The sequence below is a fragment of the Microtetraspora sp. NBRC 16547 genome, from assembly GCF_030268965.1.
In the GTDB taxonomy this organism is placed as follows: Bacteria; Actinomycetota; Actinomycetes; order Streptosporangiales; family Streptosporangiaceae; genus Microtetraspora.
Genome location: NZ_BSSE01000003.1, coordinates 153543 through 167838 on the forward strand (window position 1 = coordinate 153543; position 14296 = coordinate 167838).

Annotated in this window: 11 protein-coding genes; 5 read left to right on the forward strand and 6 right to left on the reverse strand. The window is 72.8% G+C overall.

Translation table 11 applies throughout. From position 1 onward, the window contains the following. Window position 1: 1 nt before the first annotated feature. From QSK17_RS06030 to QSK17_RS06045, 4 genes are all read right to left on the reverse strand, one after another. Complete coding sequence (locus QSK17_RS06030) at window positions 2-1099, reverse strand: BMP family ABC transporter substrate-binding protein (protein ID WP_285703430.1); 1098 nt, start codon at window positions 1097-1099, stop codon at window positions 2-4. 112 nt (window positions 1100-1211) lie between these two features. Then, the gene (locus tag QSK17_RS06035) at window positions 1212-2735 is read right to left on the reverse strand and encodes an amidohydrolase family protein (RefSeq protein WP_285703431.1); all 1524 of its coding nucleotides are present in this window, start codon (window positions 2733-2735) and stop codon (window positions 1212-1214) included. Continuing rightward, on the reverse strand, window positions 2732-3760 hold the full coding sequence (locus QSK17_RS06040; protein ID WP_285703432.1) for a zinc-binding dehydrogenase: 1029 nt from the start codon (window positions 3758-3760) through the stop codon (window positions 2732-2734). Before QSK17_RS06040 ends, QSK17_RS06035 begins: the two co-directional genes overlap by 4 nt. A 232-nt stretch (window positions 3761-3992) precedes the next feature. Next, on the reverse strand, window positions 3993-5462 hold the full coding sequence (locus tag QSK17_RS06045) for an aldehyde dehydrogenase family protein (RefSeq protein WP_285703433.1): 1470 nt from the start codon (window positions 5460-5462) through the stop codon (window positions 3993-3995). A 77-nt stretch (window positions 5463-5539) separates the two neighbouring features. On the opposite strand from QSK17_RS06045, the gene QSK17_RS06050 reads away from it, so the two are divergent. Together QSK17_RS06050 and QSK17_RS06055 are read left to right on the forward strand one after the other, a co-directional pair. Further along, window positions 5540-6670: an NAD(P)-dependent alcohol dehydrogenase gene (locus tag QSK17_RS06050; protein WP_285703434.1), complete on the forward strand. Its 1131-nt coding sequence runs from the start codon at window positions 5540-5542 to the stop codon at window positions 6668-6670. 207 nt (window positions 6671-6877) lie between these two features. After that, window positions 6878-9091: a cytochrome P450/oxidoreductase gene (locus QSK17_RS06055; protein WP_285703435.1), complete on the forward strand. Its 2214-nt coding sequence runs from the start codon at window positions 6878-6880 to the stop codon at window positions 9089-9091. A 106-nt stretch (window positions 9092-9197) separates the two neighbouring features. Here QSK17_RS06055 and QSK17_RS06060 read toward each other — a convergent pair whose 3' ends face one another. Both QSK17_RS06060 and QSK17_RS06065 read right to left on the reverse strand, forming a co-directional pair. Beyond that, window positions 9198-9989, reverse strand: coding sequence for an IclR family transcriptional regulator (locus QSK17_RS06060; RefSeq protein WP_285703437.1), 792 nt, complete (start codon window positions 9987-9989; stop codon window positions 9198-9200). A gap of 124 nt (window positions 9990-10113) precedes the next feature. Continuing rightward, window positions 10114-11580: a hypothetical protein gene (locus QSK17_RS06065; protein ID WP_285703439.1), complete on the reverse strand. Its 1467-nt coding sequence runs from the start codon at window positions 11578-11580 to the stop codon at window positions 10114-10116. Between the two features lie 226 nt (window positions 11581-11806). Here QSK17_RS06065 and fdxA point away from each other — a divergent pair, with 226 nt between their 5' ends. The 3 genes from fdxA (at window position 11807) to QSK17_RS06080 (ending at window position 13999) form a co-directional block, all read left to right on the forward strand. Next, window positions 11807-12118, forward strand: a complete 312-nt coding sequence (gene fdxA / locus QSK17_RS06070) for a ferredoxin (RefSeq protein WP_285703440.1) — start codon at window positions 11807-11809, stop codon at window positions 12116-12118. Further along, the gene (locus tag QSK17_RS06075; protein WP_285703441.1) at window positions 12115-13149 is read left to right on the forward strand and encodes an NAD(P)/FAD-dependent oxidoreductase; all 1035 of its coding nucleotides are present in this window, start codon (window positions 12115-12117) and stop codon (window positions 13147-13149) included. The genes fdxA and QSK17_RS06075 overlap by 4 nt, the downstream gene beginning before the upstream one ends. 67 nt (window positions 13150-13216) lie before the next feature. Then, window positions 13217-13999 (forward strand): IclR family transcriptional regulator, encoded by a 783-nt coding sequence (locus QSK17_RS06080; protein ID WP_285703442.1) that lies wholly within the window; start codon window positions 13217-13219, stop codon window positions 13997-13999. Window positions 14000-14296: the final 297 nt, after the last annotated feature.

The window sequence follows — 14296 nt, forward strand, 5'->3', positions numbered from 1 at the left end:
TTCAGGAACCGAGCCTCTTGACTTCCGCAGTCGTGTCGATCTTCTTGGCGCCCACGTCGGCGATGAACGCGTCGAGCTTCTCCTTGAGCGCGGGCTTGTCCTCGCACAGCTTCACCGTCGGGAACGGGTCGACACCGAGCTGCCAGACCTTCTTGACACCCATCTGCAGCTTGCCCTCGGCGAAGCTCTCCAGCGCGGCGGCGAAATAGTCGCCCGGGCTGAACAGCACCGAGATGTCGAACTTGGGCTTGGTGGAGCCGCATCGGTCGGTGCCCGGCGTAAGGGTGGCGACGCCGTTCGCGTTGGCGAGTTCCGTGGCGGCGTCCGCGGCGCCCCCGAGGTACGGATAGACGACCTTGACGCCCTGGCTGATCTGCGCCTGCATGGCCTCCTTGGCCTTGGCGGAGTCGTTGAGGTCGCCGGTGAAGGTCGTCACCAGCGTGGCGTCGGGAACCACGAGGCGGATGCCCGCCTTGAACGCCCTGGCCGCCGAGGTGGTGAAGTCGACCTCGGGACCGGTGAGGAAACCGGCCTTGGCCACACCCTGCTCCTGCATCAGCAGGCCCGCGGCGTAACCGGCGGCGAGCAGGCTCTGGTTCGCGTCGTCGACCGAGATCGTGATCTTCGGGGTCTGCTGGACGTTGTCCATCGACGGCACGTACCACGCGGTGTCGGCGCAGACCGGCTCCTCGGAGGCGGGGATCGCGTCCCTCAGCTCCGAGGCGGCGAGCGCCACCAGGTCGACCTTCTGCTGGCAGAGAGCCCGCGCGGCGTTGAGCGCGTCGTTCGGGTTGACGCTGCCGCGCTTGATGATCGTCCAGCCCTTGGAGGTGGCGAACTTCTCGGCCTCGTCCACGAAGCTCTGGTAGTAGCCCTTGTCGTTGATGTCGCCGGGGCTGAGCACGCCGATGACGACCTTGCCGTCGCCGTTGACGTCCGGCTGGCCGGCCTGCGTGCTGCCGCCCGCCGTGCTGTCTCCGGCCGCGGCCGGAGCCTTCACCGCGGTGGCGTCGTTGGCCGCGCATCCGGCCAGGGCGATCGCGCCGAAGCAGGCGATCATCGCACCGGCGGCCTTGCCCGCTCGGTAGTTTCCGGCCATAACGATCCTCTCGATCTTCTGGGGGCTCGATCTTCTGGGAGTTCGTAGGAGAGTTGTCGGGTCGTGGGTTCCGGGCAGTGATCTGCGGGGAGTTCAGGGGATTTCGGGGAAGTCAGGGGATTCGCGGGTTCGGGGACGGGCCAGGACGGTCAGACGGTCTTCGGGAGTACTCCGCCGCCGGGATCGCCGGCCAGCGGTGCGGCACGTCGAGGCCGGCCCGGCGAAGCAGCGCCGCGGACCGCTCGGCGGCCTCACGGCGCAGCGCCCCCGTGTCCACGGTGGTGAGCCGGCGGTCGCGGACGACGATCCTGCCGTCCACCAGCACGTCGCGGACCGTGTGGGTCGGCGCGCCCCACACCAGGTGTGTGGCCAGGTCGCCCCTGGGCGTCCAGGACAGATCCCGGGTGTCCAGCACGACCAGGTCGGCGGCCTTGCCGACCTCGATCGAGCCGACGAGATGGCCGAGGCCGGCCGCCTCGGCGCCGCCGATCGTCGCCAGGGCGAAGACCTGGTCGGCGCGCAGGACGGGCGCCTCGTCCCGGTCGCGCTCCAGCGCGGCCAGCAGCCGCGCCGTGCCGAGCACGTCCGGCACGTCTCCGGCGTTGTGCGAGTCGCCCCCGAGGGCGAGCCTGCCGCCCCGGCGGACCAGCTCGGCGTGCCGCCCGGCCCGGCCGTATCCCTGCCCGAGCCGCAGGTACGCCCCGGGGCAGGAGGCCACGGAGGTCCCCGTCTCGACGATGGCGTCGAGTTCGGCGTCGTCCAGCCAGACGGCGTGGCCGAGCAGCAGTCGCGGGCCCAGCACGCCGAGCCGCCGGAAGTGCAGCACGGGCGGGGTGCCCGATCGCTCCGCGTACGCGCGCGTGTCGGCGGCGCTGGGGGAGACGTGCCACGTCAGCCCCACGTCGAGCCGCTCGGCCAGTTCCGCGGCGCCGATGAACAGCTCGTCACTGGCGAGGTCGTGCCCGACCAGGGTGACCCAGCCGGTGACGGTCCCGCTCGGCGGGAGCGCGCGTACGGTCTCCTCCTGGAGCGCCAGGGTCTCCGCGGCGGGCAGGGCGTGGGCGACGCCCGGCACGTCCCAGCCCCAGCGGCCGACCCGGGCCCGGATCCCGGCCGAGGCGAGGCCCGCCGCCACCCGCAGCGGGTGGGCGACCGTGCCGGGCTCCAGGATCGTGGTGACGCCGCGGAGCAGGGACTCGGCGGCCGTCAGGGTGGCCGACAGCTCGTCGTCGTCGCCGGTGACCTGGTCGTGCAGGGGGACGATCCAGCTGAAGATCGCCTCGTCGGAGGAGATGTCGTCCGGGATCATGCTGCGCACCAGGGGGTCCGCGGTGGTGTGCTGGTGCGCGTTGATCATTCCGGGAATCACCACGCAGTCCCGCGCGTCCAGCTCGGGGGTGCCGGGGAAGCGCTCCCGCAGCTCCTCCGCGGTGCCGATGCCGGCGACGCGCCCGGCGGCCACGGCGATCGCGGCTCCGGTGACCACCTCCCGCCCGGGAGCCATCGTCACCACGTCGCCGCCCACGACGAGCAGATCCGCGGGCGCCGGCCGGGCCGCGGTCCCGGCGGCGGTCCCCGTAGCGGTCTCAGGTGGGGTTCCCGGAGCGGTCTCGGACGTGATCTCGGACGCGGTCATGGCCGCACCAGGACCCGTCCGACCAGCGCGCGGGAGTCGTCGAGGCCGAAGCCCGCGTGCAGGTCCTCCAGACCGCACTCCGCGGCCAGGACGGTGCGCAGGCCGCCGGAGAAGTACGCGTCCAGCATCAGGGGGAAGTCGTCGGCGGCGTAGGCGCCCGCGCCGAGCAGCCGCAGGCCGCGGTGGTAGACGCTCGCCAGCGAGAAGGAGACCTCGTCCCCGGTCGTGTTGCCGAACATCACCATGCGTCCGCCGACCCGCAGGCAGTCCAGCGAGCGCTGCCACGTGGCCGCGCCGACGTGGTCGAGGACCACGTCCGCGCCGCGCCCGCCGGTGAAGTCGCGGATCGGCCCGTCGATGGGGGCGTCGCCCCGCAGCAGCAGGTCGGCGCCGAGATCGGCGGCGGTGGCGAGCTTCTCGTCGGTGCTGGCCACCGCGACGACCCGGGCCCCGGCCCGTTTGGCGAGCTGGATCGCCGCGATGCTGACCGAGCTGGCCGCCGCCTGGATGACCACGCAGTCGTCCGCGCCGACCTCGCCCACGCGGTACGTCGCCTGCCAGGCGGTGCTCCACGGGGTGGGCAGGGTGGCGGCCTCGTCGAGGCCGACGTGCTCGGGCACCGGATGGGCCAGACCGGCGGGGACGGCCACGAACTCGGCGTAGCCTCCAGGCGCGTTGCCTCCGATGACCCGCAGCGAGGCGCAGTGCCCGCGCTCTCCGGCCCGGCAGTACGGGCAGGAGCCGCAGCCCACGGTGGGGTCGACGACGACCCGGTCGCCGACGGCCCGCGACGTGACGGACGCGCCGGTCGCCACCACGTGGCCGGCGATGTCCATGCCGGCGATGTGCGGCAGGCTGAAGCCGGGGAGCAGCCCCGGGCCGCGCCGCTGGAGAAGGTCCAGGCGGTTGAGCGCGCAGGCGGCCACTTGGACGATCACATCGTGTGGACCGGGCTCCGGGTCCGGGACCCGCTGGACGCCCACGGCCTCCGGGCCTCCGAAGGCCGTCTGGACCAGTGCTCGCACGCTTACCCTCCGACGGATCGCGAATGTTGATGCCATCTCGCATTGTGATTCGGTGGCTCGCAATGCGACGTACTCTGCTACCGCTCCGGTAGCGTGTCAATGCCTCCGCGGCATCTCGGGCCGCGCGTCATGCGCTTGTTATCCGGCGCATCCGGGCGCGGATACACGCATGTCGGAGCGGGTCCGCGCGGGTTACACAGTGACGCCGCCGCGGCCTCCGCGCGGTTCCGGGTCAGCGGTCGAGCAGGCGGATCGCGACCGCCTTCTCCTGGGTGTACTCCCGCATCGCGCCGTGGCCGCCGCCCCGGCTGAAGCCGCTGTCCTTCTGCATGTTGAAGGGGAAGCCGATCACCCCTGCGTCGGCGAACTGGTTCACCGACACCTGCCCGGAGCGCACCTCCTGGGCCAGCCGCAGCGCGCGGGACACGTCGTTCGTCCAGACGCACGCCAGCAGGCCGAAGTCGGTGTCGTTCATCATCTCGATCGCCTGCCGAGTGCCGGAGAACGCCTGCACCGCGAGCACGGGGCCGAAGACCTCCTCCCGGTACAGCCGGGCGCCGGGATCGACATCGTCGAAGACGGTCGGCTCGACGAACCAGCCGCCCGGCCGTCCCCCGGCCCACTCTCCGGCAGGGCCGCCACCGGTGACCAGGCGGGCGCCGGCGCGCGGGGCCTCCTCGAGGAAGCCGAGCACCCGCCTGTACTGCGCCTCGCTGACCAGCGGCCCCATGTCGAGGTCCGCGTCCCACGGGCCGAGCCGTACGGCCCGCATCGCGGCGGCCACCCGCTCCACGACCTCGTCCTTCACCGACGCCTCGACCAGCAGCCGGGACCCGGCGTAGCAGTTCTGCCCGGCGTTCTCGGTGATGGACCCGACGATCGCGGGGATCGCCACGTCCATGTCGGCGTCGGCGAAGAGCACGTTGGGTGACTTGCCGCCCAGCTCCAGTTTGACCGGCACCAGGTTCTCGGCAGCCGCCCGCATGATGGCGCGGCCGGTCGCGGTCGAGCCGACGAAGCTGATGTGGTTCACCCCGGGATGCGAGGTGAGCGCGGCGCCGGCGTCGGCTCCGTATCCGGTCAGGACGTTCAGCACTCCGGGCGGGAACCCGGCCTGCCGGGCCAGCTCGGCCAGGGCGAGCGGCGCGAGCGGCGCCACCTCCGACGGTTTGAGCACCACGGTGTTGCCCGCCGCCAGTGCCGGTGCCACATTGGCCGCGGTGAGCACGGAGGGAACGTTCCATGGGATCACCACCGCGCAGACGCCGTACGGCTCCTGCACGGTGTAGCCGAGGTAGTCGGGGGTGCGGGTGGGCAGGGTGACGCCGGTGAGCTTGTCGGCCGCGCCCGCGAAGTAGTCGATGATGCCCTGTGCGATGTACACGTTCATCCGGCCGCCGGACAGCGGCTTGCCGACGTCGCGGGCCTCGTGGGCGGCCAGCTCCTCGACGTGCCGGCCGATGAGCTCGGCCCAGCGGCGCAGCAGCGCGCCGCGCTCGGACGGCGAGGTGGCCGCCCAGGCGGGGAACGCCCGGCGGGCGGCGGACACGGCGTCATCGACGTCCGCGCGTCCGGCGCGGGCCACCGCCTGGATCGTCTGTCCGGTCGCGGGATCCGTGACGGGAAGCTCGCCCTTGTCGCGGGCGGCCGCCCACTCGCCGTCGATCAGCTGCTGGGCGGGAGGGATCAGGAGTTCGGCCATGGAGGGAATCCTTGACCCCCAATATTCTGCATGTCAAGATGCCATCTCGTTTTATGAAAACGCTCTGAGGAGGATCCGTGCGCATCACCGCAGCGGTTCTGGAGACGGCGGGAGGCCCGTTCGCCCTCCGTGACGTGGATCTCGGCGAGCCGCGCCCCGACGAGGTGCTGGTAGGGCTGAGCGGCACCGGGATCTGTGGCACCGACCTGGAGTTCGCCACGTTCTTCCCCACGCCGGCGGTCCTCGGCCACGAGGGCTCGGGCGTGGTCGAACGGGTGGGCGCGCAGGTCACCTCCGTGGCCCCGGGAGACCGCGTGGCGATGAGCTTCACCTCGTGCGGGCGCTGCCCGACCTGCCGGACCGGCGCTCCCGCGTACTGCCACCGGTTCGACGCGGTCAATTTCAGCGGCCGCCGCCCGGACGGCTCCTCGGCGCTCTCGCTCGACGGCGCCCCGATCAACGGGCACTTCCTCGGGCAGTCGTCCTTCGCGACCCACGCGGTGGTGCCGGAGCGCGCGATCGTGCCCATCGGCGACGGCATCGACGTGTCCCTCGCCGGTCCCTTCGGCTGCGGGTTCCAGACCGGGGCGGGCGGCGTGTTCAACGTGCTGCGTCCTGAGGCCGGCTCCTCGATCGCCGTCTTCGGCGCCGGCGCCGTCGGCGTCGCCGCGATCATCGCCGCGGCCGTCAGCGGCTGCGGGATCGTCGCGGCGGTGGACGTCAACGCGGCCAAGCTGGAGGCGGCGCGCTCCTACGGCGCGACGCACATCGTGGACTCGACGGCGACGGGCGCAGGTGTGGGCACGGCGACGGGCACAGGGGCGGGCGCAGGGGCGGGCACGGCCGAGGCGCTGCGCGCGATCGCGCCGCACGGCTTCGACTACGTCATCGACACCACGGGCAGGCAGGACGTCCTGCGCACGGCGGTCGAGGCGCTCGGGCCGCTGGGCAGGTGCGGCGTGATCGGTGTCGGCCCGAGCCCCGAGATGAGCTTCGACTGGCGCAGCGTGCTCAACGGCCGGACCATCACCGGGATCATCGCCGGGAGCAGCGTCCCGCAGGTCTTCCTGCCGAAGCTGCTCGACCTGCACGCCGCGGGCAGGTTCCCGGTGGACCGGATGATGACCGCGTTCCCGTTCGAGAAGATCAACGAGGCCGTCGCCGCCGTGCGCGCGGGCGAGGTCGCGAAGGCCGTCCTGACGTTCTGAGGTTCTGACGTTCGGACGGTTCCCACCCGGGGGCCGGGCCGATGCGGCGCCGTCGCGACTCGCGTTGTCGCGCGTTGTCGTGTGTTGTCGCGATTTGCGAGACATTGTCTCGCGAAGTGGGCACGGTTAGACTCTCGGGACCACAGACACCCAGTGGCGCGGCTGGGAAACACCGCGCGTCGTCCATGTATGTGGGGCCTGTGCACCATGACCCGACAGGTTGACTTCGACCACCACTCCGCCCTGTGCACGGAGGATCCGGTCGCCTATTACGAGTCCTTCCGCGAAGGCTGCCCGGTGGGCCGGACAGCGGCCCACGGCGGCTACGTCTACACGACCCGCTACGCCGACGTGGTCCGCGTCGCCCGCGACGACGGGACCTTCTCCTCCTCGCGGGCCGCCGCGGGCCCGGACCGGGTCGCGATCGTGATCCCGAGCGGGCCCGGCCTCGAGCAGTACCCGATCGAGCTGGACCCGCCGCGGTCCACGGAATACCGCGACCTGATCAACCCGCTGCTCACCCCCGACACCGTCGACCGGCTCCGGCCGATGATCGCCCGGCACGCGACCCGGATCGTGGACGAGTTCGTCGAGCTGGGCTCGGCCGACTTCGTCCGCGACCTGACCAACCCGCTGCCCGCCGCGGTCACCCTCGACTGGCTCGGCTTCCCGGAGGAGGACTGGGCCCCGCTGGCCGGTCCCATCCACGACATCTTCGCCGCGCCCGCCGACAGCGACCGGGCCCGCCGCGGGGCCGAGGGCCTCGTCCACATGGAGCGCCGCATCCGCGAGCTCGTACGGCTGCGCCGCGAGGAGCCCGCGGACGACGCGGTGAGCCACCTGGTCGCGCAGCGCCGTCCCGACGGCGAACCGTTCGGCGAGGACGAGCTCGTCTCCGTGATCGGCCTGCTCATCGCCGGCGGCGTGGACACCACCACGTCGCTGACCGGTTCGGTCCTCGTGCACCTGAGCCGGAACCCCGACCAGCGCCGGCGGCTCATCGAGTCGCCGGACCTGCTGGAGACGGCGACCGAGGAGTTCCTCCGCGCGTTCGCCCCCTCGCAGTCCATGGCGCGTACGGCCCTGGCCGACACCGAGATCGGCGGATGCCCGGTGCGCGCCGGCGAGCGCGTGCTGATCCCGTGGGTGGCGGCCAACCACGACCCGGCCGTCTTCCCCGACCCCGCCGAGATCCGGCTGGACCGGGACGCCACCCGCCATCTCAGCTTCGGCATCGGCACGCACCGCTGTGCCGGGGCCCACCTGGCCCGCGCCATGTTCCGCGAGATGGTCACCCAGGTCCTCACCCGGCTGCCCGACTTCACGGTCCTGGAAGAGGGCCTGATCGCCTACCCCACCCGGGGCAACCAGTCCGGCTGGGACGCCATCCCCGCCGTCTTCACGCCGGGGCCCCGCAGGGGGACGCCGTCCTCCTCCGGCGCCCCGGCGGCCTTCCAGCAGGCGGTGCCGTTCGACGTCGTGATCACGGCGGCGGAGACCGTCGCCGACGGCGTGCTCTCGCTGACGCTGGCCGCGCCGGACGGGGAGGAGCTGCCCGCGTGGGCGCCCGGCGCGCACCTGGAGTTCCGCCTCCCGTCGGGACGCATCCGGCAGTACTCCCTCTGCGGCGATCCCGCGGACCGCGCCTCCTACCGCGTGGCCGTACTCCGGGAGGACGGCGGGCGCGGCGGCTCGGCCGAGCTGCACGACCTCGCCCGCGCCGGCGTGACCGTCACCGTGAAGGGGCCGCGCAACCACTTCCCGCTCGTGCAGGCGAAGGACTACCTGTTCCTCGCCGGAGGCATCGGCATCACCCCGATCCTGGCCATGGTGCGGGCCGCCGTCCGTGACGGGGCCGCCCTGCGCGCCGTCTACGGCGGCAGGTCGACCTCCTCCATGGCGTTCCGGGACGAGCTGATGGAACACGCGGGGGAGCGCGCCACGCTGCTGCCCCAGGACGAGCGCGGGCTGCCCGACCTGGACGCCGTCCTGGCCGCGGCCGGACCCGGCACCGCGATCTACTGCTGTGGCCCAGCCGGGATGATCGAGGCGGTCGAGCGGGCCTGCACGCGTCTCGGCCTCGGCGACCGGCTGCACATCGAGCGGTTCGCGGCGGGCGACGACCTGGAGGTGGCGTTCGACCCGGCGGGCAACACCGCCTTCGACGTCCATCTCGCCCGCAGCGGCCGTACGGTGCGGGTCAGGGAGGACCAGCGCCTCATCGAGGCGGTGCGCGAGGCCGTCCCCGGCCTCTCCTACGACTGCGAGAAGGGGTACTGCGGGGCCTGCGAGACGCGGGTCCTCGCCGGAACCCCGGAGCACCGGGACTCGCTGCTCACGCCCGAGGAGCGGGAGTCCAGCCGGACCATGATGATTTGCGTCGGCCGCGCGGCGTCACCCCGCCTGGTCCTGGACCTCTGACGGCGCGCCGGACGTCGCCCACGCACCCCACGCCGGTCCTCGTGCCGGACCTGTGACGGCCGGTCCTTCCCGTACGCGCCGCGGGCGCGCGGGAGGGACCGGCCGTTCAGGCGTGGCCGTCCGCCGGCTCCCGGCCCAGCTCCGCGGTGATCTCGGCGGTGACGCGCTTGAGCGCCTCGGCGGCGGGGGAGCCGCTGCCGGGGGGAACCGAGTCCGTGGTCGCCACAACCGCCATCGTGGCGATCGGGATCCGGTCGCGGAACACCGGGGCGGCGATGGTGCGCACGCCGTTCACCGAGGGGGTGTTGGCCGAGATGTTCTCTTCGCGGATCCTCTCCAGCTCGCGGCGCAGCTCGGGTGACGCGTCCAGCTCCTCGGCCAGGCCGGGCACCTCGCCCTCCGGCAGGAACGCGCAGAAGACCCGGCCCTGGGCGGATTCGGTGCGGGACAGCCGGGTGCCGGTCCGCACGCTGACGCGGATGATGCGGTCGGTGTTGTCGTCCACCCGGACCACCACCGCGGCGTCGCCGTCCCAGACGCTCAGCACGACGGTCTCGTCGATCTCGCGCACCAGCCGCTGCATGTACGGCCCGGCGATCCCGATCACCGGCATCCCCGCCCGCGCGGCGGCGGAGAGCGTCAGGATCTGCGGGCCCAGCGAGTACAGCGCCTCGCGGTCGTCGTAGCGCAGCAGGTTGCTCTCGCGCAGCGCCTTCGTGTAGCGGTGCGCGGTCGCCTTGCTGGTGCCCAGGCTGGCGGTCAGCTCGTTGAGGCTGAGCTGGGGACGGCTGACCGTGAACGCGCTGAGGATCATGGCCGCGCGCTGGACGGTCTGGATAGCCGGGGCCGCCCGCTCGCCCCCGGCGCCGGGAGGGACAGGCGTCGTCTCGTCACCCATGTGGCTTCCTTCGTGTAGCGGTGGTGGCTCGGGGAAGGCTCGCGTTCCATTTTTCGAGACACCATCTTGCAAAAGAAATGGTTCCCATCCGGTGGGACGGAGCGGTCCGGCGATGAAGATCTTCTCAGGATTGAGACGGTTCGACGACAGATTCGCCGTAGACGATGTGGCGCAAGACGATGTCGGCATAAATCCGGGCGAAACGCACCAGAGTGTCCACCTCGATCACATCCCGCCGGGGATCCGCCGGGTCCGGCCGTACGGCGGGGCCGACCCGCACGGTGGGAACGCCGTGGCCGCGCAGCACCACGCCGTCGGTCGAGCCCTTCCAGCCGGTCAGCGGCGAGGGTGGCGCGCCGTGCGCGTGCCGCCACGCGGCGGCGGCGTGCCGTACCACCGCGGCGTCCAGCGGCGTGGTGGCGGCGGGATACGCCTCGTGGGCCTCGACGGACAGCGGGCAGCCCTCCAGGGGGCCGCTGCGCAGCCCCGTCTCTAGCGCGTCGCGGATATCCGCGACGATCCGCCGGACGTCGTCTCCGGGCACGGTGACCAGGTAGAGATGCAGCTCGACGAGGCCCGGCAGCAGATCCGGCTTGGCCCCCAGGCCGCCGCGCACCGCGCCGATCCCCGCCTCGGCGGCGATCTGCCCGCCGGAGCCGGCGCGGGCGGTGACGTGGCGGGCCCGCCACCGCTCCAGGACGGCGATCACCTCGCCCAGGTGGGCGATCAGGCCGCCGGCGGGCGGCGCGGCGTCCCTGGCGAGCACCGGGCGGTAGGCCGCGCCCAGCCTGACCCGGACGAAGGCCGCCCCCGGTTCCTCGTACAGGATCCCGGGCGGGCCGCACTTGGCCACCACGGCGGCGTCAGGGCGGGGATACGCCCGGAGGTACTCCTCCACGCCGACCGGCGCGGCCGACTCCGCGGTCCCGGCGAACGGTGAGGCATGCGTGCCCCCGCCGGCCAGCAGCAGCGTGAGCCGATGGGGGACGCCCGCCTCCAGGAGCGCCGTCACGGCGGCCGTGTACCCGGCCAGGGCGGCGGCGGCCGGGGCCCGCGCCACGCCGAGGCCGAACCCGGCGAGCGTGCCCGACTCGCGGTCCACGGTCAACGGCGCCGGGGGAGTCGCGATCCCCGTCGTCCATCGATCCCGCTCGGGGTCGCCGGGCAGGGAGGTGTCCAGATGGGAGTAGACGAGCAGTTCTCCGCTGCCTGCGCGCTGTCCGCCGGGGCCCCGCCCCGTTCCGGCGCGCCCCTCATGGACGTCCCGGGGTTCGTGGACGCCGGGATCCCGCTGCTCTTCGCGGATGCCGTGGACCGACGTGGCGACGAGGTTGGCGCCCGCGGCCCCGATCGCGTCGCGGCGCCACGAGATCTGAGGCCACCGCGTCCGCGCCCACTCCGCGAGCCGATCGGCGGTGGCGCGTTCGGCTCCACGCGGGCTCGGGCCGGCGGCGAGCAGCCGCACCGCCTCGACGATCCGCTCGCCGTCGATCGCGCGGTGCGCGGCGCTCCGCAGGCCTTCCAGGGGGTCGGTCGTCACGGGCTCTCCAGAGTTCCGCTCGGGCTCCGCGATGGGGCGGGTGGCCCGCATCGCACTGATGGTAACTCAATCCAAGATGGCATCTCGTATCTTGACAACGTTCTCGGCCGGAACCTACTGTTCCCTCACGTCGGTGGAGAGGCCGATTCCGCAGGCCAACCGGATTCCCACGGCTCCCGCCGCTCCCGGCCCGCCCTTCCGGCGGCGGGCCTCCGGCCAACGGCTCGCGCGTCCCCCCGTTCCCGCGCGGGCGCCCATCCCCACCCCAGGAGGACTGATGGCCTACGTCGTGACCGACGCGTGCGTGGACGTACAGGACCAATCGTGCGTCGAGGAGTGCCCGGTCGACTGCATCTACGAGGGAGACCGGATGATGTACATCCATCCGGACGAGTGCGTGGACTGCGGCCGATGCGAACCGGTCTGCCCGGTGACGTCGATCTACCACCACGAGGACCTGCCGCCGAACCTGGCCGGATTCGCCCAGATCAACACCGAGTTCTTCGCCGACCTCGGCTCCCCCGGGGGCGCGCGCAAGGTTGGGCGTACGGGGGCCGACCATCCCGCCGTCTCCGAGGGCGCGTCGTGACCGCCGCCTCCGACGCGTACGGCATCGGCGATCCGGGGGAGAACGGCGCGCCGGACCAGGTCCACGAGGTGGACCTGGTCATCGTCGGCGCCGGCCCCGCCGGACTGTACGGCGCCTACTACGCCGGGTTCCGCGGCATGTCCGTCGCCGTGATCGACTCCCTGCCGGAGCCCGGCGGCCAGGTGGCCGCGCTGTACCCGGAGAAGGACATCTTCGACATCGCCGGCTATCCGGCCGTGAAGGGACAGGCGCTGGTCGACGCCCTGGTCACCCAGGCGAGCCAGGCCGACCCGCTCTACCTGCTGGGGGAGAGCGCCCTGGAACTGCGGCACGACGCCGACGCGGTCGAGGTCGTCACCGACGCGGGCACCCGGGTGCGGGCCAAGGCGCTGCTGCTCACCGGTGGCATCGGCACCTTCACCCCCAGGGAACTGCCCGTGGGCGGCGAATACCTCGGGCGCGGCCTGCGCTACTTCGTCCGGAAGCTGGACGAGCTGGCCGGCCAGGACGTGGTGGTCGTGGGAGGCGGCGACTCGGCGGTGGACTGGGCCCTCGCCCTGGAGCCGATCGCCCGCTCGCTCACGCTGGTCCACCGCCGGGACGCCTTCCGCGCCCACGAGCACAGCGTCGCCCGGCTGCGCGCGTCGTCCGTACGGGTGCTCACGCCGTTCGAGGTGGCCGACGTCACCGGCGACGGCCGGATCGGCGAGGTGACCGTCGAACGGGTCAGGAGCGGCGAGCGGATCACCCTGCCCGCGCAGACCGTCGTGGCCGCGCTCGGCTTCATCGCCGACCTCGGCCCGGTCCAGAAATGGGGCCTCGACCTGCGCAAGCGGCACGTCCTGGTCGACCGGTCCATGCGGACCAACCTGGAGCGGGTCTTCGCCGCCGGTGACATCAGCGACTACGACGGGAAGGTCCGGCTGATCTCCGTCGGGTTCGGGGAGGCCGCCGCGGCGGTCAACAACCTCGCGCCGCTGGTCAACCCGGCGTTCGGCACGGTTCCCGGCCATTCGTCTGATGCGAGTTGAATGCGCGCGGGCGCGTCCCTGGATAGAGTCCCAACCGACATAAGGGGTACTCGACGGAGGAGACGGGATGCCGGGGCCAGGGCAGCGCGACGACGCGAACCAGTCCGCCGAGGCTCCCGCCATACAGACGGTGCAGCGCGCGGCGCTGATCCTGAGCGCGTTCACCGTCGAACGCCCCCGGCTCAGCCTGAGCGAGATCACCGCCCGCCTCGGCACCAGCAAGCCCACCGCGCACCGGTACACCCGCGCGCTGCGGGCGGCCAACCTGCTCCGTTACGACGCGCAGCAGGCGACCTACACGCTGGGGCCGGAGGTGCTGGCCCTGGAGGCCGCCGCCCGCGCCGGGCTGCCCATCGCCGCCGCGGCCGGGCCGTACCTCGACCTGCTGGTCCGCGAGATCAACCAGACCGCGGTGCTCAGCGTCTGGAACGGCGAGAGCCCCGTGGTGGTGCGCTGCGTCGACAACACCGACGGCGACATCCGGCTGAGCGTGCGCACCGGCTCCACGCTCGACCTGCTCCGCTCGGCTCAGGGCCGCGTCTTCTGCGCGTACCTGCCGGTGGGCGAGGTCCCCGGGCTGGCGCGCAAGCTCCGCACCACACCGGAGCTGCGCGGGCTGATCGAGGACGTTCGGCGGACCGGGGTCGCGGTCAACTCGCCCGCCGACCACGGTGTGCGGGTCATCGCCACCCCGATCTTCGAGGGTGACCAGATCGTGGCGTCGATGGCGGTCGTCGGCACCGTGGCGACGCTGGCAGGAGAAGCCGAGCACGTGGTGACGGAGGCGCTGCTCGCCGCCTCGCGCCGCCTGTCCGCCGAACTCGGCGGCACCACGGTCACCACCGCCTGACCCGCCGGTCCCGGCCGCACGGCCATAACCGGGTAACACCCTCCTCGCCGTGAAGGAGTGCCGCTGCGCTGCGGCGGGTGGCTGTTCCGGCGCCACCCACTCCTCACCGTCACGCCCTCTGTCCTGCCCATGGTGGCCGCCGTCGGCGTACTTCTGGCCCGCTGTGGGGAACCCCGTGCGTGGTTCGCACTGCCGGGTGCGGCGCGTAATACGAGATGTTGTTTCGCATATTGACATGGGTTGAACGTTTCTCCTACGTTCGTGCGTATCCCTCCAACCCCCCTCCCGACCGCCCCC

What these genes read in the sequence shown, in the direction of transcription:
- QSK17_RS06030 (WP_285703430.1), bottom strand. Translation starts at nt 1,099, where the DNA reads ATGGCCGGAAACTACCGAGCGGGCAAGGCCGCCGGTGCGATGATCGCC.
- QSK17_RS06035 (WP_285703431.1), bottom strand. Translation starts at nt 2,735, where the DNA reads ATGACCGCGTCCGAGATCACGTCCGAGACCGCTCCGGGAACCCCACCT.
- QSK17_RS06045 (WP_285703433.1), bottom strand. Translation starts at nt 5,462, where the DNA reads ATGGCCGAACTCCTGATCCCTCCCGCCCAGCAGCTGATCGACGGCGAG.
- QSK17_RS06055 (WP_285703435.1), top strand. Translation starts at nt 6,878, where the DNA reads ATGACCCGACAGGTTGACTTCGACCACCACTCCGCCCTGTGCACGGAG.
- QSK17_RS06060 (WP_285703437.1), bottom strand. Translation starts at nt 9,989, where the DNA reads ATGGGTGACGAGACGACGCCTGTCCCTCCCGGCGCCGGGGGCGAGCGG.
- QSK17_RS06065 (WP_285703439.1), bottom strand. Translation starts at nt 11,580, where the DNA reads ATGCGGGCCACCCGCCCCATCGCGGAGCCCGAGCGGAACTCTGGAGAG.
- fdxA (WP_285703440.1), top strand. Translation starts at nt 11,807, where the DNA reads ATGGCCTACGTCGTGACCGACGCGTGCGTGGACGTACAGGACCAATCG.
- QSK17_RS06080 (WP_285703442.1), top strand. Translation starts at nt 13,217, where the DNA reads ATGCCGGGGCCAGGGCAGCGCGACGACGCGAACCAGTCCGCCGAGGCT.